This is a genomic window from Pseudoalteromonas sp. JC28 (genome assembly GCF_013319255.1).
Lineage (GTDB): Bacteria > Pseudomonadota > Gammaproteobacteria > Enterobacterales > Alteromonadaceae > Pseudoalteromonas.
This window is the reverse complement of record NZ_QOKX01000007.1, coordinates 400,602-422,692: the sequence shown is the minus strand read 5'-3', so window position 1 is coordinate 422,692 and position 22,091 is coordinate 400,602. Positions and strand designations below refer to the sequence as shown.

Sequence of the window (22,091 nt, the reverse complement as noted above, 5' to 3'; positions counted from 1 at the left end):
CCAGCGAGTGTCGTAGGTCGAGATTTATCTCGACAGTATAAGCTGAAACGTCGGAGCCGCTTCACGCGGCGAGCAGTTACAAGATCGCGAGGTAAACTCGTTCCCACAAACTAAACTCGAAATAATTAAAAAAGGCCGCAAATGCGGCCTCTCGTTGGGGAAAGAGACTCAATCAGAGCCTACTAATGTTTGCTTATGGCTTGTACTGCGCGTCTAACGTTAGGCCTGAGAACGTACGGTAAGCATTAACACTTAGGTGCCATGTACCCGCTTGCGGATTAGTGATTACACAAGTCTCGGTATTACCATTTTCATATGGACGACAGTCATAGCTGCTTGCTGTAGGTTGAGAGCCAAACTTAACGAATAAGTCAGCGTCACCTGAGCCACCAAATGTTTTCACGGTGAAGTCGCTCATACCCTCAGGCACTTCGATTGTGTAGTGCACCCACTGACCGCTTGACGCTGAAATATCTTCAACGGTACCGCCACCCGCTTGAGGGCCTCCTGTACTTGAGCCTGAAGTTGCAGCAACTAAGCTTACGCCTGAATAAGCTTTATAACCGTTAATCATTACATGGTATGTACCAGCTTGAGGTGCGTCAAAGCTACAAACTTCGGCATTACCGCCTTCATAAGGACGACAATCATAGCTGCTTGAAGTTGGTTGACTGCCAAGCTTTACATAAAGGTCAGCATCACCAGTACCACCGCTCATCGTGAAGGTAACATTGGTTTTACCTGCAGGTACATCAAAAGTGAAAAACTGATCACTACCAGCTGCACCACTTAAGCCTGTTTTCGCTACACCATCTTCAAGTGTATTACCTGTAGGTGGCGTGACAACATCGCCTAAAGCTTCATTTACCGCAGCGGCTGCATCAACAACACCTGTACCACAGTTTGAACAGCTACCAGCGAAGCTACGTGTAGTGTTTTTCAAGATAGTTTCTACTTCGTCAGGCGTAGCAGATGGTTTTGCTTGCTTGATTAGCGCTGCAACACCCGCAACGTGAGGTGCCGCCATAGACGTACCCTGTGAGTAGTGGTAGCTATCATTTGAAGGTGCACCAGAGCCTGAGTTATGGGTAGATAGGATACCTTCAGGATCATTCGCAAAACTTTGTGCGCCACCCGGAGCGGCAACGTCGATGTTTGCACCATAGTTTGAGTAATAAGCTCGGCTACCATCACGACCTACAGATGCTACGTTTACTACGCCATTACAGTTACCTGGGTTGTAGTTTGCTGAGTTATCGTTGTCGTTACCTGCCGCAATAACAATGACTGTACCGTTGTTACGTGCTTGGTTGATTGCATTTTGTGTAGTTGCGCTACATGCACCGCCACCACCTAAACTCATGTTGATAACATCAGCTGGGTTAGCATTTGCAGGCACACCAGATACCGAGCCGCCAGATGCCCATATGATGCCGTCAGCGATGTCAGAAGTTAAGCCACCGCATTTACCAAGAACACGTACAGGCACTACTTTAGCGTCGTAAGCAACACCAGCTACACCTTCACCATTATTTGTTACCGCAGCAACTGTTCCCGCTACGTGCGTACCATGCCAGCTTGAGTCTTGATCTGCGCGTGGCACAGGTTGACCTGAAGAGTCAGTTCCACACTCACCGCGAGTGACCGCATCACCAGGGTCACGAGCATCGTTGTCACGTGCGCCACCATCGTTAGCAACAAAGGTATTAGAGATCATGTCATAGCCAGGCAGAATGTTGGCATCTAAGTCTAAATGTGGGCGATAACCTGTATCTAGTACCGCAACTACCACACCTTGACCTGTTGCTTTGTCCCACGCAGCTGGGGCATTAATACCAGCAGCAGCTTCGTAGTAATGCCATTGATCGTTATAACGCGGATCGTTAGGCGTTGCGAATGGCTTTAACATTTGGTCAATTTCGATGTATTCAACATTACCAGAAGCCATCACTTCGTTCATGAACGCCTGTGCTTCTTTTGCTGAAAGCTTTTTGTCAGCACGCATAACGTGGTGATTGCTAAGTGCCATTGGGCGTACGTACTTAGCGCGAGCACTCGCTTTGCTGCTCTTAAAGCCTTGTACAAAGCTTTCTGCACGCTGTTGCATTTTAGCAGGAGCAAGATCTGCAGCTGAAAGGCTAATCATTTGTGAACTAGCATCTTTGTACTTGATGATGAACTGTGTACCAAGCGTGCTTTGTGATGATAGTTTTTGTGCCGTTGCTGCAAGTGCTGCATCTTGACCGATTGATTGTGTTGGTGCGGCTGTAACTGCTGTTGCAGTGAATAATGTACTCACTGCGATGCTTAGTGCAGCGCGCTTAAAGTTTTTATTGATTGTCATAATGTTTCCCTAGTTTCTAACTTGTTGTTCAGCTGTTAATAAAAAGCTGATGGTCAGTGAAAGTAAACTCATGGTTAAAAAAAAGAAAGCGCTGTTTTGTTATTTGCACTAATTTTTTAGTTATATGTGGACGGATAAATGGCTATAAAAAATTCTTATTGTATTGTTTTTAATCGATATTTTTCATTTTTGTGAGAGAGCGAATAAATTTCAGTTACATTGTAAATGACTGTAAACAAAATAGTGTTTTTAACTTTGTGAAGCATTTGTAGCCAGTAGAGTGGGAGTTTGGTTAGTGCTAAAGGTTGGTTTTATTTTGCTATTCTAATCTTATTTTCTTGTTTTTTAAGGTTTAAGAAATGATAGCGCTGACATAATGTTTACAAGTGTTTGAAAGGTATGCGAGTTGCTTCTTCTATTCGTCGCTGTGATTAGATAAAGAATCTAGGTATAATTTTCGCTTGGTCGCGATTTTGCTGTTTAAAGCTAAACTGTTGGCAAAACGGTAAGTGTAGAAATCTTAGATAAAAAGTTGAGTGAGTTTATGCAACAAATAGAGGTGGTCGTTATCGGCGCAGGTGCTGCAGGGTTGATGTGTGCTGCACAGGCTGGATACCGAGGGCGACAAGTTGCAGTGGTTGATATGGGGAAAAAGCCTGGCCGTAAAATTTTGATCAGTGGTGGTGGCCGCTGTAACTTTACCAACGAAAATGCGTCACCTGCTAACTATCTATGTAAAAATCCACACTTTGTAAAGTCGTGTTTGAGCCGCTATACCCAACATGATTTTATTGAATTGGTAGACCGCCATGGCCTTGCTTATCACCATAAAACGCTTGGGCAATTGTTTTGCGACAATAGCGCGCAAGAGATCGTAGATATTCTTCTTACCGAATGTGACTGGGCGGGCGTGTCACTCCATTTACGTCAAGAAGTATTAGCGGTTGAGCATCAAAGCGATGGCCGCTACTTAGTCAAAACCACAACTCAAACCTTCAACTGCGAGTCAGTGGTGATCGCCGCTGGTGGCTTAACCATGCCAAAACTTGGCGCAACGCCAATCGGCTACAAAATAGCGGAGCAATTCGGTTTAACGGTGTTACCAACCACGGCAGCGCTTGTACCATTTACACTTCATGATCACGACAAAGCACGCTTTGATGGTTTGTCTGGTATTAGCGTAGATAGCCTAGTGACCAGCGAAAGCGGTATCCAATTTAGAGAAAATATTCTCTTTACCCACAGAGGTTTATCTGGCCCCGCAATTTTGCAGATCAGCTCATTTTGGAAAGCAGGAGAGTTTGTTAGCATCAATTTATTACCTGACTTAGATGTGCAAGCACAACTCCATGACTGGCGTAGTGAGCAAGGGCAAAAGAGCCTGAAGAACTTGCTTTCGACCATCTTACCAAAGCGCTTTATTGAGGCCTTAATAAGCGACGGCAGCATCCCAGATAAAAACGCCAACCAACTCAGCCACACAGAGATTGAAAAACTGACAGAAACCCTCACTAGCTGGAAAATAAAACCAAATGGCACAGAGGGTTATCGCACCGCAGAGGTTACGTTAGGTGGTGTAGATACCGACGAATTAAGCTCAAAAACTTTCGAAGCTAAAAAACAAAAAGGCCTGTACTTTATCGGCGAAGTAACCGATGTCACCGGATGGCTCGGGGGCTATAACTTCCAATATGCATGGAGCTCCGGCTGGGCATGCGGACAGGCTTGTTAGCCCAAATCACGATCAAAAGCGGCTATAGATTGAAATAAATTATAGCTTATCAAAAGAAAGGTTTTTACCAATTTAAAGGGACACTAAGTATGGCACTTAGTGTCCTTTAGTTGTTAGCCAGTTATCACGTCATACTGACTTTGCCTACTAACGGTGCTTCAGGATAGGTTTCAATAGTTTCGGCTTCGCCACGGTGATCGCTGGCTAACTTTTCATAAAGTAGCGGTAAGACAATCAAAGTGAAGAAAGTACCGATGAGCATGCCTGCGACTAAGATAATACCTATACTGTTGCGCGCTTCTGCGCCTGCGCCAGTTACTAAGACCAACGGGAAGTGACCAAGCACGGTTGCACCTGTAGTCATCAGTATAGGTCTTAGACGTGTGGCCGCAGCCCCTTTTACCGCCTCAAATTTCGATTTACCTTCAAGCTGTAAATGGTTCGCAAATTCAACAATCAAGATGCCATTTTTGGCGATTAAACCGATAAGCGTAATTAGGCCGATTTGGCTGTAAATGTTGACGGTCGTGAGTGATAAAAACGGTAGCATCAATGCACCTGCGAGTGCCAAAGGTGCGCAGCCGAGTAGTACCACGAGCGGATCTCTAAAGCTGTTGAACTGGATCGTCAGCAAGAAAAACACCACTATCATGGCAAATAGGAGTACGCCAACCATGGTGTTGCCTTCTTTTCTTAGCTGTCTTGATTCACCAGCGTAGTCAATGGAGTAGTGACTAGGTAAGACGTCTGCTGCAATTTCCTCGACCTGTGTGAGCGCTTGCTCTTTGGTAATGTGTGGCAGTGTGCCTGCCAATATTCTAAACGAGTTTTGCTGATTGAATGAGCCAAGCACTCTAGGGCTTGTAAAGGTGCGCAAGGTAGCAAACGCTGAAATCGGAATAAGATCGCCAGCATCCGTTCTTACTTGCATATTAAGAATGTTCTCAGGATTGTACCTTTCGCCATCGCCGACAATGGGAATGACGCGGTAGGCTTTGCCTTCTTTGTTGAAGTAGTTGGCAAAATTATTCGACATATAAATGCTAAGTTGCTCGTTTACCGACGACAAGTTTAGACCTAAGTCTGCAACCAGCTCTCGGTCGATTTCAAGCTCGGCTTGCGGCAGGTCAATTTTTAGGTCGGTATTGACGAACATAAAGCTGCCACTGGCGGTTGCCCGTTGAATAATCTCATCGGCGTACTGCTTCATCGCGGTTGGATCGTCACTGGCACGGAATACTACTTCAACGTCAAACTGCCCTGCGGTAGGAAGCGATGCCGGTAGAATAGGGAATAAACTTAGCCCAGTCACGCTGCCTAACCGGCCGTATAGATCGTATAGCAAGTCGTGTACTGAGTTTTCTCGCTCATCAAATGGTGCAAGCTCTACACCGCCAAAACCCGCTGCCGCTGTAATAATCTGCCAAGTAAACTCAGCGCCTTCAGTGGCGTTCATGACCTCGGCAGTGTCATTCATTTTCGCTGAGGTATAAGCTTGAGAAGACTCAGGTGGTGCTTCCACTACGACTTGGATACTGCTTTGATCTTCGATAGGGGCTAGCTCTTTTTGTGATAACAGGTAAAACGGCACCGACAATAAAGAGAACACGATAGCGACAAAAAAGACCTGTGGACGCCACTTAAACAAGGTATCGAGTGCACGAAAATAGAACGTTTGTAATCGATCAAAATAGCCATTGACCTTTTGCGTTAATTTACCTTCTTTACCGCCTTCGGGATTAACGTAAGCACTCATGATGGGCGATAAGGTAATAGCAACCAGTCCAGAAATTAATACCGCAATGGCTAGGGTGAACGCGAACTCTCGGAATAAGAACCCCGTTAAACCTGTTAAAAATCCGATTGGCGCGTAGACCGCTGCAAGGGTCAGCGTCATGGCAATGATTGGGACGAGTAATTGACGTGAACTGATAAGCGCGGCTTGTAATCTGGGTTTGCCTTCGCGCATATGACGCGCAACGTTTTCAACCACCACGATGGCATCATCCACTACTAAACCAACAGAAAGCACGATAGCCAAAATAGTCAGTAGGTTGAGTGAAAAGCCCATTGCTGAGATCACCGCGATTGCGCCTAAAATCGAGATAGGAATGGTAACCAGCGGCACCATGGCGGTTCTAAACGAGCCCATCATCGCGAGTACAACAATCCCCACAAGTAGGACGGTTTCCCCAAGCGTGGTGAAGATTTCTTTTATGGAATCACGCATATAAAGCGTGCCATCGTAGCCAATTCTTAAATGCATGCCGTCGGGTAAGATGGTATTAATCTCATCAATCTTTTTATACAGGGCATCACCAATATCGATTTCATTGGCACCCGGTAATGCCCACACCGCTAAGAATACCGTATCGTGGTCATCAAGGCGTGCGGTTACCATGCCTTCGGCCTCACCGAGTTCTACCGTGGCGATGTTACCAAGCTTAAGTTGCGTGCCATCGATTTCTTTTACCACTAGGTTGTTAAAATCAGCTACCGTTTTTAACGAGGTATTGGCCATCAGGTCGATGCGTTGTCTGTTATTTTCACTGTAACCTAAGGTGGCAATGGTGTTGTTTGCTTGTAGTGCGGCAAATACGTCGCTAGCACTTACGCCATAGATAGCGAGTTTTTCGGTATCGAGCCAAATTCGCATTGCTGGATCGCGGCCACCTTCCAGCGTCACTTTTTGTACACCGGGAATATCAGACATAGAAGGGACAACATTTCGGATCAAATAATCGCTCACGTTATTACGTGGCAGACCTTGAGATTCCACATCGAGATAGAATACCGCATATGGGCTGTCGGCACGTACGATTTGAATGGCTGGATCTTCCGCTCCGCTGGGTAACTCAAATTTAATCTGGTTTAATCGGGTAGTCAGCTCAGCCAAGGCGTCGGTGGTACTGTGATTAAGTTCAAGCCAAGCGGTAACTTTGCTAAGTCCCGAGGTAGTTATCGAGTCTACATAGTCGACACCCGGAACAGTAGAGGCCACTCGCTCGATTGGCTCGGTAACATAGCCTTTAACGACGTCTGCGGCAGCGCCCGTATAGACAGTGTTGATCACCAGTGAGGCACTTTCTATTTTTGGATATTGCTGCACCGATATATCTCGGGCGGCATTAAAACCCGCTAGCACAATAAGCAATGACACCACGATCGCCAGTACCGGCCGGTTAACAAAAATATCCATGATAGACGGCTTATTTTCGTGTAATGCGCTCATTACTGGCCTCCGTTATTGCCATCAACAGCAGCAACCTGATCGGTATAAACCAGTAAATTTTCTTGTAGCTTGAATGCCCCCTCAGCAGCAATAAATTCACCACCACGCAGGCCAGATAGTACAAGTTGCTGATCGTTGACCTTATCGCCTAAAGTAATTTTTACTGGTTTTGCTCGCCAGTTTTGGCTGTCGTCCTTTTCAAGTACATAAACAAACTCGCCAAAGTGATTGCGCGTAATTGCATTGGTTGGCACAACTGCGGCGTTCACAATCTCGGTTGGTACATTGACTAACACCATTTGATTGTGGCTGAGTGTGCCATTGCTGTTTTGTAGTTCAGCACGATAACTTTGTTGACGCGATGCGACATCGACCATTGGCATTTTGGCTGATACGCGAGCAGGCATTTGGCCGCTAGCATTAGAAATTACCACGCTAACGTCTTCGCCTATGTTAGGTTGTGGTAAGGTTTGTGGAATTTTGAAATCCACCCAAATGCTGTCCTCTAACCCAACCAAGAAAGTGATTTCGCTATTGGCATCAAGTAATTGACCAACTTGATATTGTTCTAACCCCGTTTGACCCGGGTAAGGTGCACGAATGGTTTTTTTCTCGATTAATGTGGTTAGTCGTTTTACGTCTGCCTGATTAATTGCCACCTCGGCTTCGGCTTTGTCCACCTCATCTGGGCTGATCCGCTTTTGTTCTAGTAATTTGGCAACCCGTTGATAGGTTGATTTAGCAAGCTTTACTCGAGCTTTAGCCGCTAATAGATTTGCCTCATCAATGCTGCTATCTAAGCGCAACAATATTTGGTTCGCTTCCACTTGTTCACCGGGTTTAAAACCGACGTAAGTGATAAGACCAGGATACTCGTTACTAATAGTGACGGTGCGCTTGGCATGGAGCTGACCTACAACCTTAACCGATTTAATATGCTCAGTGGTTGATACATATGTGCTTTTTACCGAAGCCGAAGGCTCCGGAAAAGACTCCCCAAAGGCGATTGCCGCTTGGATTTGTGTAAACTTCACAAAACCAAGGCTGGTAATAACGATGAGAATGATGACAACGGCCATAAGCCAACGTTTGATGTTCATTGTGATTTCCTTAAGTTAACGAAGCTCGAGCGCTTGCAATTCTTTCTCTATACGTACCAGAGAGTCTTGAGTGATAGGTTGTTGCCATGGATAACTGTTAAGTAGCCTCACCGTGCTGCGAATAACAGGATCATTAAGCTCAAGTGGTGCGAGCAATGAAGCTGTGCCCTCAACAATTTGCTTAGTTTGTTGCAAGCGCAGTACTTGCTCATATCCCACGGTAAGCGCCCAGCCGGTGATGATAATCTCTTCTATCATGTCGTGTAGATCTGGTGTAGCTTGCAACTCACCTGCTTCAATGCCATCAATTAGCGCTTGTTTAAACACGTTTTCACAGCCACCACAGGATTCGATAATTTTATTGGTCCAAAACTCAGAAGCCCTTTTAATCACCGCCTCATTGGTAGAGTAGGACTGCAATTCATAATCAAAAGAGAAGCGTTTTAGCTTTTGTGGCGAGATAAGACACACCGCGAGCATGCGTTCTGGCGTGCTAAGTGGTAACGACAACACTTGCTTAAAAACACTGGATGTATGGGTAAAAGACTCATAGGCCAGCGCCATTACTAGGTCTTCTTTGGTCTGCACAAACTTATAGATTGAGCCCATAGACAATCCTGCAAGCAAAGAGACTTTTGCCATTGTAAAGTCAGTGACTGAAGACTCATTAATGCATTGTTCCGCAGCGTTTAAAATCATGCGTTGCTGGGTTTCTTTATCATATTTAGGTGCCGGTGCCATCGTTTCTCCTTAGAGTTTGAACCTTATTCGAATGGTATTCGAATAAGGTTCAATTATAGAGAGCATTTTTAAAAGTGCAATAAGTAATCAGGGGGGTTGCTTGAAAATGCGATTTAAAGATATCAAAGGGAGTAGAATGAATGCGCTGTACGGCGTTCCTCTGAAAGAACGCCACGCTAATTAACCAAAGCTCAGGTTAATTATTTAACCTGAGCTGCGGATAATTAATGCCTTTCTAGCAGCCAGTTTTAGCGCTAACTGCGTTGAATTCACTTCCAATAGCCAGCTATTGGTGCGTAAATTCGCCTTGTTTTCCCTAAAACTCTCTGGCTAGAAAAGGAAAAACTAAGTTGTTCTTTAGCAACAATGAGTTGGAACATTTCTTATCCAAACCTCAGGTTATTTAGTGATTTAAAATCCAGCTTTTAACTGGCTTTAACCACTCGTCTCTCGGGAGATAAAAAGCGCCGTGTTCCTTACCGGTTGAAATCGAAAGCTCTGTAAAGCTTTTGAGGTTTGCAGAGCGTGCTTTCACAAAATCGCAAGAGCCCACTTGATCTGAGGTTTCGTAAACGGACAACACCTTGCCGTAGAGTTTAATCTCGGTTTTACTTTTGATAAGCCCAGCGCAGCCTGCTAGTACCACGTAGTGAATGGCATCATTTTTTAATGCATCACTTGCCATTATCGTTAACGCGCCACCGCGAGAAAACCCCACGAGTGTAATGTTGCTGGCGCTGACGCCCGCGTCCAGTAACTTGTGAACCTTGCTAACCAAGGTTTTTGTATACGCTTCTGGTGCGACGCCTTTAGGGCGATGCTCAGCAATTAGCGTATAGGCATCATCACTTAATGCCTGTTTGATGGCTGGAAAGTCATATTTACCCCAGCGCTTATGAATAGGGGTTTCATTATCACCTTCAACGATATAGCCATGAGAGTAAAAAACATATTTGGCAGATGAATTAATCTGCTCTGGTACATCTGGGTAAACTGCTTTTGCTGAGGCGATCGACGCCATGCAAGCAGCAAATGAGGTGCATACCGCACGTAGTAAACGATTCATTTTTGAGTTTTTTTAGTTGATGTAGAGAGATGGTAGCCAAGCTTTGATAAAAGAAGCAAGCGTAGCGCGATGGGTGATTTTGTATGAGAGAGTTGTGAGAACGAGTTTATTTTGTGGGATCCGGCTCATTGTGTGGGAGCGAGTTCACCTCGCGATCTCTTAACTGCTCGCCGCATGAAGCGGCTCCTACCAGAGTGGCTTACTTTATGGCAGCAGGGTTATTTTGTGGGAGCGAGTTCACCTCGCGATCTCTTAACTGCTCGCCGCATAAAGCGGCTCCTACCAGAGTGGCTTATTTTATGGGAGCAGGCGCATTGTGTGGGAGCGAGTTCACCTCGCGATCTTTTAATTGCTCGCCGCGTAAAGCGGCTCCTACCAGAGTGGTTCATTTTGTGGGAGCGAGTTCACCTCGCGATCTTTTAATTGCTCGCCGCGTAAAGCGGCTCCTACCAGAATGGCTCATTTAGTGGGAGCGAGTTCACCTCGCGATCTCTTAACTGCTCGCCGCGTAAAGCGGCTCCTACCAGAATGGCTCATTTAGTGGGAGCGAGTTCACCTCGCGATCTCTTAACTGCTCGCCGCATAAAGCGGCTCCTACCAGGGTGGGTTATTTTATGGGAGCGAGTTCACCTCGCGATCTCTATATCATTTGGCGCTTCAGGCTTACGCCATGGCTAGTTCACTCTTATCACCCATCCAGCGCCAGATAATCGGGTCAACAATATCGCTGTGGTTTTTTAGCACGGTAAAAGCGAGGCTTCTCACTTGCGGTAATAAATGTTTATCACGGCTAAGATCGGCAATTTTTAGCTCCGCCAATCCAGTTTGTTTTGTACCAAGTACTTCACCCGGGCCACGGATCTCAAGGTCGCGCTCAGCGATGACAAATCCGTCGTTACTTTCTCTAAGCACCCCCAAACGTTTTTGCGCAGTGACCGACAGTGGCGCATGGTAAAGCAGTAAACAATGTGATGCGATTTGTCCGCGACCAACACGGCCGCGTAATTGGTGAAGCTGCGCCAGACCCAAACGCTCAGGGTTTTCAATGATGATAAGGCTAGCATTGGGTACATCCACGCCAACTTCAATCACGGTTGTGGCAACCAGCACATGGGTATGACCTTGTTTAAACTCGTCCATGATGGCCTGTTTTTCTTGGGCTTTCATGCGGCCGTGCACCAGCGCAATATTAAGTTCTGGCAAGGCTTCGGCAAGTGCTTTGGCGGTGTCTTCTGCGGCCTGGCATTGTAACGCCTCCGACTCATCTATCAGCGTACATACCCAGTAAACTTGACGCTTATCTTCAACACAGGCTTTTTGTACTTTTTTGATCACTTCATTGCGTCTGGTGTCTGGCACGGCGACAGTTGTGATTGGTGTTCTGCCCGGTGGAAGCTCGTCGATAATTGAGGTTTCAAGATCTGCATAAGCCGTCATTGCCAAGGTTCTCGGGATTGGGGTTGCAGTCATCACCAGCTGATGTGGATAGCAATCGCCAAACTTTCCCTTTTCTCTCAGCGCTAGGCGCTGATGCACGCCAAAACGATGTTGCTCGTCGATGATGATGAGCGCAAGGTTAGAAAACTGTACTTGCTCTTGGAATAAAGCATGGGTGCCAACCACCATCTGTGCTTGCCCTGAAGCAATACGCTCAAGCGCATGAGTGCGTTCCTTACCTTTGGTTTTACCACCCAGCCATACGGTTTCTATGCCCATAGGTTCAAACCAATTAAGGAAGTTGATGCCGTGTTGCTCGGATAGGATCTCAGTGGGTGCCATAATTGCTACTTGGTAACCTTGTGCGATAGCCGTTAACGCGCTAAGCGCTGCCACAAGCGTTTTTCCTGAGCCGACATCCCCTTGCACCAATCGCATCATGGGGTAGGGATGTTGTAAGTCGCCTTTGATCTCTGCCACTACTCGACTTTGGGCATTGGTGGGGGCAAATGGCAAGGATGACAAAAACTGAGCTTCAAGTGGGTTGGTGGGCGGTAGTGCAACCGCTTTTACCGCTTGACCTTTTTGTCTTAGCTTAAGCAAGCTGAGGTTTTGCGCCAATAACTCTTCAAACGCCAATCGTGCCTGTGCAGGATGTTGCCCGAGCTCTAATTGTGCTAAATCCACTTCCTGTGGTGGACGGTGCAGTAATAACAGCGCTTCTTTTAGGCTTTGCTGCGATGGTCGATATTGAGCTGGTAAATAGTCTGGTACATCATATTTGCGTAGTAACTCAACGGCTTGATCGGCAATTGCCCGAATGCTCAGTTGCTTTAATCCTTCGGTGGTAGGATAAACTGGGGTGAGCGTCGCAAGGCTCGGATCGCTCGGTGCAGAGCGCGTCTCTTTGATGCTGTATTCTGGATGCGCCATTTCAAAGCCATAATGACCGCGGCGAACTTCACCAAAACAGCGGATCACTTTGCCCGCTTGCATGGCATTTTTTTGTGCCGCATTAAAGTTGAAAAAGCGCAGCGCGATCCGCCCCGTCCCATCATTAACATAACACACCAACATGCGGCGTTTGCCTTGCGTGATTTCGCTGCGTTCAATCTCGGCTTCAATGCTGACATGGCTATGCGCTTGCAGCTCGCAGATAGGATAGGTGCGCGCACGATCTTCGTAGCGTAGCGGAAGGTGAAATAACATGTCTTGCACCGATTGAATGCCAAGTTTGGCCAAACGCTCGGCCGCTTTTGGGCCTACGCCTTTTAATTCGGTGATTGGATAAGTGGCCAAATTTGGTGTCGACATGCTAATCCTCTAGCGCGATCCGCGTTATTTATTTCTTCTGCGTAAACTTAAGAATGTCCCAAAAAGCGTCGTCTGCAACGATTTCACCGTGCTCATCAAGTGCCGGGTAAGGTAGCCCTTTTTCGCGACAGCGGGTTGCAATGATTGGATGACATCCTTCAAATAGTAACTTATGTTTTACCACAGGATCCATCATATCTGTACGTTTGTACAGTCCTGCTGCATCTCTTTGGCGCTGCGCTTCGTATAAAATAAGCGCTGCAGCAACAGACACATTGAGTGATTGCACCATACCTTGCATTGGGATCACGATGTGCTGATCCGCATGCTCAAGTGCGCGCTCTGAGATCCCTAAACGCTCTTGCCCGACAATAATAGCGGTAGGTTTAGTGTAATCAATTTCACGAAAATCAACGGCGCTATCGCTAAGGTTGGTTGCTAATAATTGTACACCTGGGTTTTGTTCACGAATTGTCGCAACAGCTTGGTCTATATCCTCATGCATATGGGTTTCAACCCAATTTTTGCTGCCGCCAGAGGTATTGTTTGTTAACCGTCTTTGATCTTGTGGCCATACTGCGTGTACGTGGTGACAGCCAACCGCATCTGCGGTACGCACAATCGCTGACAGATTATGGTGCTTATGTACTTCATCTAGGCACACTGTGAGGTCGGTTTGGCGTCTATCTAATACGCTTTTTACACGATGGAATCTATTCTCAGCCATCTACTTACTACTCTAATCAAAAAATTCCCGCGATTATAACAAAAAAGAAGCTAGGGCATAACGGTGCGCTGAATTGGGTTTTGCAGTGAGATCAGCGTTTCGGTTGACTGGATCGACTCAATGGTTTGCACTTTATTAATAAGCACATCTTGAAGGTGGTCGATGGAGCGCGCCATCACTTTGATAAAAATGCTGTAATTGCCCGTGGTGTAGTAGGCTTCAACAACTTCTTCAAATTCCTTTAAACGTGCGATGGCTCCCGGGTAGTCGCCAGCGTGTTTTAAGTTTATTCCGATAAAACAGCAGACATCATAGCCAAGTCGTTTGGCATTAATGCTCACTTGAGTCCCTTCAATGATCCCCGCTTGCTTCATTTTTTCGACCCGAACATGGATGGTACCGGCGCTAACAGCAAATCTTTTTGCTAATTCCGCGTAGGGCGTTCGTGCATTTTCTTTTAAAGCGTGAAGGATGGATCTATCCAGATTGTCGATCTCATAATTTTCCATGTAAATATCCATTAACAATTATCGTTTATATAAAATTTATAGCATATTTTTGATGAAAATAATTATGTAAAGGTGTTTTTGTTGCGGGTTATTGATGTTTGTGTCGGTTTCTTTAAATATAGACTCAACAAAACGACAAATTCGGGAATGAGGACCTAACCATGTTGAGCAAGTATCAAGAGACACAAAAACAGATAGCACGAGTAAAACAAGTATTTTCAGCACAGCTAACCGAGCAATTGGGTTTAGTTGAAGTACAAGCGCCTATTTTGGCGCGTTTGGGCGACGGTATTCAAGACAACCTAAGTGGCCACGAGCAGGCGGTGCAGGTAAAAGTGAAAACGCTACCGGATGCGCAGTTTGAGGTAGTGCATTCACTTGCTAAGTGGAAGCGCAAAACACTAGGCGATTATGGTTTTGCTAAAGGCGAAGGCCTCTATACGCACATGAAAGCGCTACGCCCTGACGAAGATAAGCTATCGCCAATCCATTCTGTCTATGTGGATCAATGGGACTGGGAAAAGGTGATTTGCGAAAACAGTGAGCGTTCGCTGGCAAAACTAAAAGAAACGGTAGAAACCCTTTATCGCTCAATTAAAGCAACTGAAAAAGTGGTTGAGGATGAATTTGGCATTGCGGCATTCCTCCCAGAGAAAATTACCTTTGTGCACAGCGAAGAATTACGCACTATGTATCCAGATTTTACTGCCAAGCAACGTGAAAAAGCGATTGCCCAAGAATATGGCGCGGTATTTTTAATTGGCATTGGTGGTGAGCTTGGTGATGGTAAGATTCATGACGTTCGCGCGCCGGATTACGACGACTGGTCAACGCCAACATGCGACAAATACCAAGGGCTTAACGGTGATATTTTGGTATGGAACCCGGTGCTAGAAGATGCATTTGAAATCTCATCAATGGGCATTCGTGTTTGCCCTGATTCGCTTGCAAGACAGCTTAAATTAACCGATGACGAAGCACGCTTGAGCTTAGATTGGCACCAACAGTTAGTTGCGGGTGAATTACCACAAACCATAGGAGGTGGTATTGGCCAATCGCGTTTAGTGATGTTGCTGTTGCAAAAGCAGCATATTGGTCAGGTACAAGTTGGGGTATGGCCTGAAGAAGTACGTAGCAGCGTAGCTGATTTGCTTTAAACAGATCGCGAGGGTGAACTCGCTCCTACTGGGTGAATACTCTGGTAGGAGCCGCTTTACGCGGCGAGCAGTGAAAAGATCGCGAGGGTGAACTCGCTCCTACTGGGTGAATACTCTGGTAGGAGCCGCTTCACGCGGCGAGCGGTGAAAAGATCGCGAGGTGAACTCGCTCCTACTGGGTGAATACTCTGGTAGGAGATGCTTTACGCGGCGAGGGGTTAATAGATCGCGAGGTGAACTCGCTCCTACAGGGTGAATATTCTGGTAGGCGCTGCTTCACACGGTGAGCAGTTAAGAGATCGCGAGATGAACTCGCTCCTACTGGGTGAATATTTTGTTAGGAGATGCTTTACGCGGCGAGCAGTGAAAAGATCGCGAGGTGAACTCGCTCCTACTGGGTGAATACTTGGGTAGGAGCCGCTTCACGCGGCGAGCAGTTAAAAGATCGCGAGGTGAGCTCGCTCCTACTGGGTGAATACCTTGGTAGGAGATGCTTTACGCGGCGAGCAGTGAAAAGATCGCGAGGTGAACTCGTTCCTACTGGGTGAATACCTTGGTAGGAGCAGCTTTACACGGCATAATAACATTCTGTTTTAGAGGAATAAATTTAGCACAGTGATAGGTTTCTGGGTTACTCACAACGCTGAATTTATTCCTCGACTTTTCCTTATTCTCATCCCTAGTGTATTCTTATACGTTACTCGGTATAATGCCCGCTTTTAGCTCTGCGGCAGACTTGAGTAAACCAATATTACTCGGCCGGTACTTATTGTTGAGAATGACTATGACATCACCTACACGCGGTAATCTGTTTATCCTTTCTGCGCCTTCTGGTGCGGGTAAATCAAGTTTAATCAAAGCGTTATTGGAAAAGCACGACGATATTAAAGTGTCGGTGTCTCACACTACGCGTGCTCCTCGTCCAGGCGAAGAAAACGGCGTACATTACCATTTTGTCTCGGTTGATGAATTTAAGCAGCTGATCGATAAAGGCGATTTCTTTGAGTGGGCGCAAGTATTCGAAAATTACTACGGCACTTCAAAACAAGCGATAGAAGATCAGCTTGCCGCTGGTATTGATGTGTTTTTAGATATCGACTGGCAGGGTGCGCGTCAGGTGCGTGAGTTGATGCCTGAAGTAAAGACCATCTTTATTTTACCTCCTTCAACTGCGGAGCTAGAAAAGCGCTTAAATGGTCGTGGTCAAGATTCTCAAGAAGTAATCGCAGGTCGCATGGCTGAAGCGAAATCAGAAAGCTCACACTACAACGAGTTTGACTATATTCTTGTCAATGATGACTTTGAGCAAACACGCGGTGAGCTTGAACATATTGTGATTGCCGCAAGACTTGAGCAACAAGCACAGTCTATCCGTCATCAAGCGCTTATCGCTGACTTGCTAAAATAATTACTTTTAAACCTGAGGTTTTTTAACCATCAATACTTGGCGAAAGGCTAGACATACAGTAAACTAGCCTTTTGCATAATGAACTGAATTTGGAGTGCTTCGATGGCTCGCGTAACTGTAGAAGATGCAGTAGATAAAATTGGTAACCGCTTTGACTTGATTTTAGTAGCAGCGCGTCGCGCTCGCCAAATTTCTGTAGGCGGTAAAGATCCTATGGTTGATGCTGAAAACGACAAGCCAACCGTAATCGCGCTACGTGAAATTGAGCAAGGTTTTGTCACCACTGACTCGCTTGATATTATCGACCGTGAAGAGCAGCAGCATCAAGAAGCTGCAGAGCTTGCTGCAGTAGCTGCAATCGTTGGTGGCAATCGCTAATCCAACCACTGTCTAGATTCAATAATGCCAGCTTTTTTGCTGGCATTATTGTTTTATAGCAATTGAAATTAAGCAAATTGGTATAAATCGCCAGCACATTACACAACGCGTAACGCCTTTAACTTCCTAACAAGTAGCATAAATTGTTCATTGGCATTGCTGGTGTTTCATCGTATATTCTTAAGTAACTAGCTTGTAACCCGTTTTATACTCGCCGAGTATAGCTTCTCTGAAACATTGGAGTGTGAATGTATCTGTTTGAAGGCCTCAAAAAGAAAATCTCAGAATATTTGTCACCAGAAGACGTCGATTTGGTGCAAAAAGCCTATGTCGTGGCCCGTGAGGCACACGAGGGACAGACGCGCTCTAGCGGTGAGCCCTATATCACTCACCCAGTAGAAGTAACCCAGATCCTTGCGAGCATGAGGCTTGATCATGAAACACTCATGGCTGCGCTTATGCACGATGTTATTGAAGATACTGACTTTAGCCAAGACGACTTAGCGGAGATCTTTGGCGATACGGTCGCTGAGTTGGTGGAAGGGGTGTCAAAGCTCGATAAACTGAGCTTCAAAGATAAAAAAGAGTTCCAAGCCGAAAACTATCGTAAGATGATCATGGCGATGACGCAGGATATTCGTGTCATCCTTATTAAACTTGCAGACAGAACGCACAATATGCGAACGCTAGGTGCTTTGCGTCCTGACAAGCGTCGTCGAATTGCCCGCGAAACATTAGAGATTTATGCACCAATTGCAAACCGCCTTGGTATTCATGATATTAAAAATGAGTTAGAAGATCTCGGGTTTCAGGCGTTATATCCAATGCGCTATCGTGCGTTACGTTCAGAAGTCGCCAAAGCACGTGGTAATCGTAAAGAAGTGATCAGCAATATTCAGTCTGAGATAGAATCTAGATTGGAAGAAGCGGGTATTCAAGGCTCAGTAAAAGGCCGTGAAAAGCACTTATACAGTATTTACCGCAAGATGCTAAATAAAGAGTTAATGTTTAACGAGGTAATGGACATTTACGCCTTTAGGATCAATGTCGACAACCTGGATACTTGCTACCGTGTGCTAGGCGTTGCGCATAATTTATATAAGCCAATTGAAACTCGCTTTAAAGACTATATTGCAGTACCGAAAACCAACGGTTACCAGTCGCTTCATACGTCGCTGGTAGGCCCGCACGGTATTCCGGTAGAAATCCAAATTCGTACTCACGATATGGATCATATGGCGGATAAAGGGGTAGCGGCGCACTGGATGTATAAAAAGTCAGGCGATAATGCCGGCCATACCGCGCAGCAGCGTGCGCGTCAGTGGATGCAAAGCTTGCTTGAACTGCAGCAAAGTGCAGGCTCGTCTTTTGAATTTGTGGAAAACGTTAAAACCGAATTATTCCCAGAAGAAATTTACGTCTTTACGCCAGATGGCCGTATTGTCGAGTTACCTATGGGCGCAACGGCGGTAGATTTTGCCTATGCCGTGCATACCGATGTGGGTAATACCTGTGTAGGTGCTCGTGTAAACCGTAAGCCTTATCCTTTGAGTAAAGCGCTCGATACCGGCCAAACGGTCGAGGTTATTACTAGCTCAGGTGCACACCCTAACGCTACTTGGCTGAATTTTGTGGTAACGGGTAAAGCACGCCTTGGGATCCGCAATTATCTCAAGAGCCAACAAGAAGAAGAAGCGATCCAACTAGGCCGCCGTTTACTCGACTCGGCACTGGGTGAGTATAAGCTAGATGATATTGCTCAAGAGCAAATCGACAACGTACTTGAAGAGCATAACCTCAATACCTTGTTGGAGCTGCTGGTTGAGATTGGCTGTGGCAATATTATGAGCGTATTGATAGCGAAGCGTTTACTGCAAGATGATAATGCGGTAGAAGATATTGCTAAACGTGCTAAAGCCGCGATAATCGGAACAGAAGGCATGTTGGTAACCTATGCTAAATGTTGTCGCCCTGTGCCGGGTGACGCTATCACAGCATATATGAGCCAAGGCAAAGGCCTAATGGTTCACCGCCAAGAATGTAAAAATATTAAGGGTTGGCGCAACGAGCGTTCGAAGTACTTCGTCGTGAAGTGGGAAGACAACCCAGAGAAAGAATATATAGCAGCGCTGCGTGTGGAAATTATTAACCACCAAGGTGCGTTGGCTAAATTAACCAATGTGGTTGCGACGACTCAAGCTAACATTGTCGAAATCGCAACGGACGAAAAAGAAAGTAATTTATACGTGATTGATTTAGGTATTACCGTGAAAAACCGAATTCATGTTGCTGATATTATGCGCCGAATTCGAGTGATGCCAGATGTACAACGCGTGTATCGTAAAAAATAAAGGAACATTAATGAACAAAGCTATTATTTCAACAGATAAAGCGCCAGCAGCAATTGGCACTTACAACCAAGCGGTAAAAGTTGGTACTGCGGTCTATTTATCTGGTCAAATTCCATTGGTGCCAGAGACGATGGAATTTATTTCTGAAGATTTTGCAGAGCAAACGCACCAAGTGTTCAAAAACCTTATCGCAGTATGTGAAGAGGCTGGTGGCGAGTTACAAGATATGGTTAAGGTTAATATCTTCCTAACTGATCTGAGTAACTTTGCAACGGTCAACGAGATCATGGCTCAGTATTTTAGAAAGCCATATCCAGCTCGTGCTGCAATTGGTGTAAAAGAACTACCAAAAGGCGCACAAGTTGAGATTGATGGCATTATGGAGTTACCTTCAACTAACTAACCTCAGGTTAGCTAATAGTTAGATATATTTCTTCGCTCCAGTGTCAATCGCTGGAGCGGCTTTTCAAAAAGCCAACACAGTCCACTCATTTTCCCCTCGCTTTACATTACAGGAAGTCCCATGACCGCAGCCAGCGCACTTACTAGCCGTGCATTGAAATTAAAAGCAAGTACTGCTGATCTTCATGACAGTATAGATAGCAGCATTATGGCAAAAGACCCGTTTGCCAGCATTGAGCGTTATCTCCAGTTTTTGACTCTTCAGTACCTGTTTCTTAACGATGTCGCTGCATTATATGAGCACCGTGAACTCTCTATGCATATTGACGATCTCAAATCGCGCCGACGGCTTGGGTTGTTAGAGCAGGACTTTGCTGACTTACAGCACACATTACCTGTGCCGTCTTTGTCGCCGTTTATCACAACTTCAACCGAGTTTGCGACTGCTTTGGGAGCGCTTTATGTCGTTGAAGGCTCTAAGGTTGGGGCCGCGATGCTTGGGCGTCAAGTGCAGGCGCGTTTGCCTGTCACAGGTGAGTATGGTGCGCGTTACTTAGCAGGCCCAGGTTCCGGGCGCGGCAGTGCGTGGCGTCACTTAATTCAATTTATCGATACGGTTGAGTTAACTAGTACGCAAGAAGATGCATTGATCACCGGCGCTCGTCAGGCCTTTATGCGTTTTCAGCAGTATCAAGCAGAGGTCTATACTTAATACAATTGGTATAAGTTGAACGGAGAATAACAGGGTTGTTGTCGCGACATAGTGTCGCGACAGGTTAGTGACTAGCACATATTGGTTGGGCAATCACAATGTAATGTATTTGGCTCAGGAACACACGCTAACGCCTTAGATGGGCAGGCCATCGTTGGGCCATCGGTGTCACAGTTTAAGTCGCGACTACAATAGTAGGAACAACCACCACCAATCTCACGGGTCTTGTTGTTATCCAAAATTAGCTTACTACCTGCTAATGACTTCAATTGCTTTTTGTTCAGTTTTAAATCCATCGTTTATTCCTTCAATTGATTTAGGGTAAAAACAGCACAGGTCACTATGACCTATGCTGTGGCTCGGATTTTTTAAGCGTTGAGTCTTCTTCACTTTCTTTAATTGGCGCAGGACGAAAACGTTCAACATAGATAGTAGCCAATAGAGTGGTTATGACGAGTGAAAGCAATACAGATTTTAGGTATGGATAACTATTGAATACAAAACCCCAGTGCCAGAATTGTTTTGCAAAGCTTTCTTCAATACCCAAATACTCTAAGTTACGAATTATGTTCTCGGAAAAAGCAGCTATATCTACGAGTATAAATAGGAAGAAAACACCCACCAATAAGATATCCGCATGTGTCATGTAGATATATTCACGCTGAGCAGGGTTGCGTCGTTCAACATAATATAAGGATAAGCGAACTCTATTTTTAAAATAAAAGAATAGACATAGGTCGCACATTAACTGTAGTAAATAAATTGCTAGATTTTGATAGAAAGGTTTTTCATCAACTAGTAGTTTAGCTAATATCAGCTCAAAGCCTGCCAGCTCTATGAGCATAACCAGTAGAATACAGGTACTAATATGTTGAATATTTAACTGTTCTCTGGCTAGGAACGTAAACGATAAAATTAAAAGTAAAATAGGTATGTCAACGAAGCGCCCGAAAGAATGATGTACGAATGCTAAAAAGCACCAAAGCAGAGCAAAAACAATTGCAAAATAATACGTTTTATTCACTATTTATTCCCTTTAATTAGCACCGTCATCGGAGTTCGGTTGGTTCAGTTTGGGATCATCCACCTGTTTTCCTGTGCTGCCACCTCTAACCTGACTCGCGCTTTTAGTGCCAATAAGTTGTATACTGTTTATTTTATTTTTTGTGGAAATAAGGCTTTTATGGGTCTTAAAGTGGTTCAAAAGTATCATGGCAGTATTCCTTTTAGTTTTTGCAGTGGTTAAAATCGTTAATACTGTACTCTGAAACTCACCTATTGAGAATCACTTGTAAAACCAAAGAAGTTAAGTAATTGATCTTGGATCTATTACAGTTCCGCCATGAGAAGCCATAGAGGAAGTTCGAGGGTCATGTTTAACCACTCCTAGGCTGCCACCTTTAATGGACTTTAAACTATACATTGGTAACTTTTTGATTTTTATTGCCTTACTAAGTTTTTTTTGCATTACAAATTTCATT

The 22,091-nt window shown here is 45.3% G+C and carries 18 protein-coding genes; 7 read left to right on the top strand and 11 right to left on the bottom strand.

Annotated elements, in window-relative coordinates; translation table 11 throughout:
• Window positions 1–193 precede the first annotated feature (193 nt).
• On the bottom strand, window positions 194–2,344 hold the full coding sequence (locus DS891_RS17320) for a S8 family peptidase (RefSeq protein WP_102056023.1): 2,151 nt from the start codon (window positions 2,342–2,344) through the stop codon (window positions 194–196).
• Between the two features lie 544 nt (window positions 2,345–2,888).
• Between DS891_RS17320 and DS891_RS17315 the strand changes: the two genes are divergently transcribed.
• A complete protein-coding gene (locus DS891_RS17315) occupies window positions 2,889–4,076 on the top strand; it encodes an NAD(P)/FAD-dependent oxidoreductase (RefSeq protein ID WP_174170478.1) in 1,188 nt (395 codons plus the stop codon).
• A gap of 124 nt (window positions 4,077–4,200) precedes the next feature.
• Here the strand turns inward: DS891_RS17315 and DS891_RS17310 are convergent, their stop codons facing one another.
• From DS891_RS17310 to asnC, 7 genes are all read right to left on the bottom strand, one after another.
• A complete protein-coding gene (locus DS891_RS17310; protein WP_174170477.1) occupies window positions 4,201–7,308 on the bottom strand; it encodes an efflux RND transporter permease subunit in 3,108 nt (1,035 codons plus the stop codon).
• Window positions 7,308–8,408 carry an efflux RND transporter periplasmic adaptor subunit gene (locus DS891_RS17305; RefSeq protein ID WP_174170476.1) on the bottom strand — a complete coding sequence of 367 codons (1,101 nt, stop codon included), beginning with the start codon at window positions 8,406–8,408 and terminating at the stop codon, window positions 7,308–7,310. The genes DS891_RS17310 and DS891_RS17305 overlap by 1 nt, the downstream gene beginning before the upstream one ends.
• Window positions 8,409–8,423: 15 nt before the next feature.
• Window positions 8,424–9,149, bottom strand: coding sequence for a TetR/AcrR family transcriptional regulator (locus DS891_RS17300; protein ID WP_010605871.1), 726 nt, complete (start codon window positions 9,147–9,149; stop codon window positions 8,424–8,426).
• Between the two features lie 403 nt (window positions 9,150–9,552).
• Window positions 9,553–10,215 carry an esterase gene (locus DS891_RS17295; protein WP_010605870.1) on the bottom strand — a complete coding sequence of 221 codons (663 nt, stop codon included), beginning with the start codon at window positions 10,213–10,215 and terminating at the stop codon, window positions 9,553–9,555.
• A gap of 663 nt (window positions 10,216–10,878) precedes the next feature.
• Window positions 10,879–12,966, bottom strand: coding sequence for an ATP-dependent DNA helicase RecG (gene recG, locus DS891_RS17290; protein ID WP_174170475.1), 2,088 nt, complete (start codon window positions 12,964–12,966; stop codon window positions 10,879–10,881).
• A gap of 28 nt (window positions 12,967–12,994) precedes the next feature.
• Window positions 12,995–13,693 carry a tRNA (guanosine(18)-2'-O)-methyltransferase TrmH gene (trmH, locus tag DS891_RS17285; RefSeq protein ID WP_010605868.1) on the bottom strand — a complete coding sequence of 233 codons (699 nt, stop codon included), beginning with the start codon at window positions 13,691–13,693 and terminating at the stop codon, window positions 12,995–12,997.
• A gap of 50 nt (window positions 13,694–13,743) precedes the next feature.
• Window positions 13,744–14,202: a transcriptional regulator AsnC gene (asnC, locus tag DS891_RS17280; RefSeq protein WP_010374296.1), complete on the bottom strand. Its 459-nt coding sequence runs from the start codon at window positions 14,200–14,202 to the stop codon at window positions 13,744–13,746.
• Between the two features lie 161 nt (window positions 14,203–14,363).
• On the opposite strand from asnC, the gene asnA reads away from it, so the two are divergent.
• The 6 genes from asnA to DS891_RS17250 all read left to right on the top strand — a co-directional run bounded on the left by asnA (window position 14,364) and on the right by DS891_RS17250 (window position 20,610).
• Window positions 14,364–15,359, top strand: coding sequence for an aspartate--ammonia ligase (gene asnA / locus DS891_RS17275; protein WP_010374293.1), 996 nt, complete (start codon window positions 14,364–14,366; stop codon window positions 15,357–15,359).
• A 784-nt stretch (window positions 15,360–16,143) separates the two neighbouring features.
• Window positions 16,144–16,767, top strand: coding sequence for a guanylate kinase (gmk, locus tag DS891_RS17270; protein WP_010605867.1), 624 nt, complete (start codon window positions 16,144–16,146; stop codon window positions 16,765–16,767).
• A gap of 102 nt (window positions 16,768–16,869) precedes the next feature.
• Window positions 16,870–17,145, top strand: coding sequence for a DNA-directed RNA polymerase subunit omega (gene rpoZ, locus DS891_RS17265; protein ID WP_010374289.1), 276 nt, complete (start codon window positions 16,870–16,872; stop codon window positions 17,143–17,145).
• Window positions 17,146–17,393: 248 nt separating this feature from the next.
• Window positions 17,394–19,496, top strand: a complete 2,103-nt coding sequence (spoT, locus tag DS891_RS17260) for a bifunctional GTP diphosphokinase/guanosine-3',5'-bis pyrophosphate 3'-pyrophosphohydrolase (protein WP_010605866.1) — start codon at window positions 17,394–17,396, stop codon at window positions 19,494–19,496.
• 10 nt (window positions 19,497–19,506) lie between these two features.
• Window positions 19,507–19,899 carry a RidA family protein gene (locus DS891_RS17255; protein WP_010374286.1) on the top strand — a complete coding sequence of 131 codons (393 nt, stop codon included), beginning with the start codon at window positions 19,507–19,509 and terminating at the stop codon, window positions 19,897–19,899.
• 120 nt (window positions 19,900–20,019) lie between these two features.
• The gene (locus DS891_RS17250) at window positions 20,020–20,610 is read left to right on the top strand and encodes a biliverdin-producing heme oxygenase (protein WP_174170474.1); all 591 of its coding nucleotides are present in this window, start codon (window positions 20,020–20,022) and stop codon (window positions 20,608–20,610) included.
• A 71-nt stretch (window positions 20,611–20,681) separates the two neighbouring features.
• Here DS891_RS17250 and DS891_RS17245 read toward each other — a convergent pair whose 3' ends face one another.
• The 3 genes from DS891_RS17245 to DS891_RS17235 all read right to left on the bottom strand — a co-directional run bounded on the left by DS891_RS17245 (window position 20,682) and on the right by DS891_RS17235 (window position 22,090).
• A complete protein-coding gene (locus DS891_RS17245; RefSeq protein WP_017218402.1) occupies window positions 20,682–20,906 on the bottom strand; it encodes a hypothetical protein in 225 nt (74 codons plus the stop codon).
• Between the two features lie 44 nt (window positions 20,907–20,950).
• A complete protein-coding gene (locus DS891_RS17240) occupies window positions 20,951–21,634 on the bottom strand; it encodes a hypothetical protein (RefSeq protein WP_174170473.1) in 684 nt (227 codons plus the stop codon).
• Between the two features lie 282 nt (window positions 21,635–21,916).
• Window positions 21,917–22,090: a hypothetical protein gene (locus DS891_RS17235; protein WP_174170472.1), complete on the bottom strand. Its 174-nt coding sequence runs from the start codon at window positions 22,088–22,090 to the stop codon at window positions 21,917–21,919.
• Between the last annotated feature and the right edge of the window lies 1 nt (window position 22,091).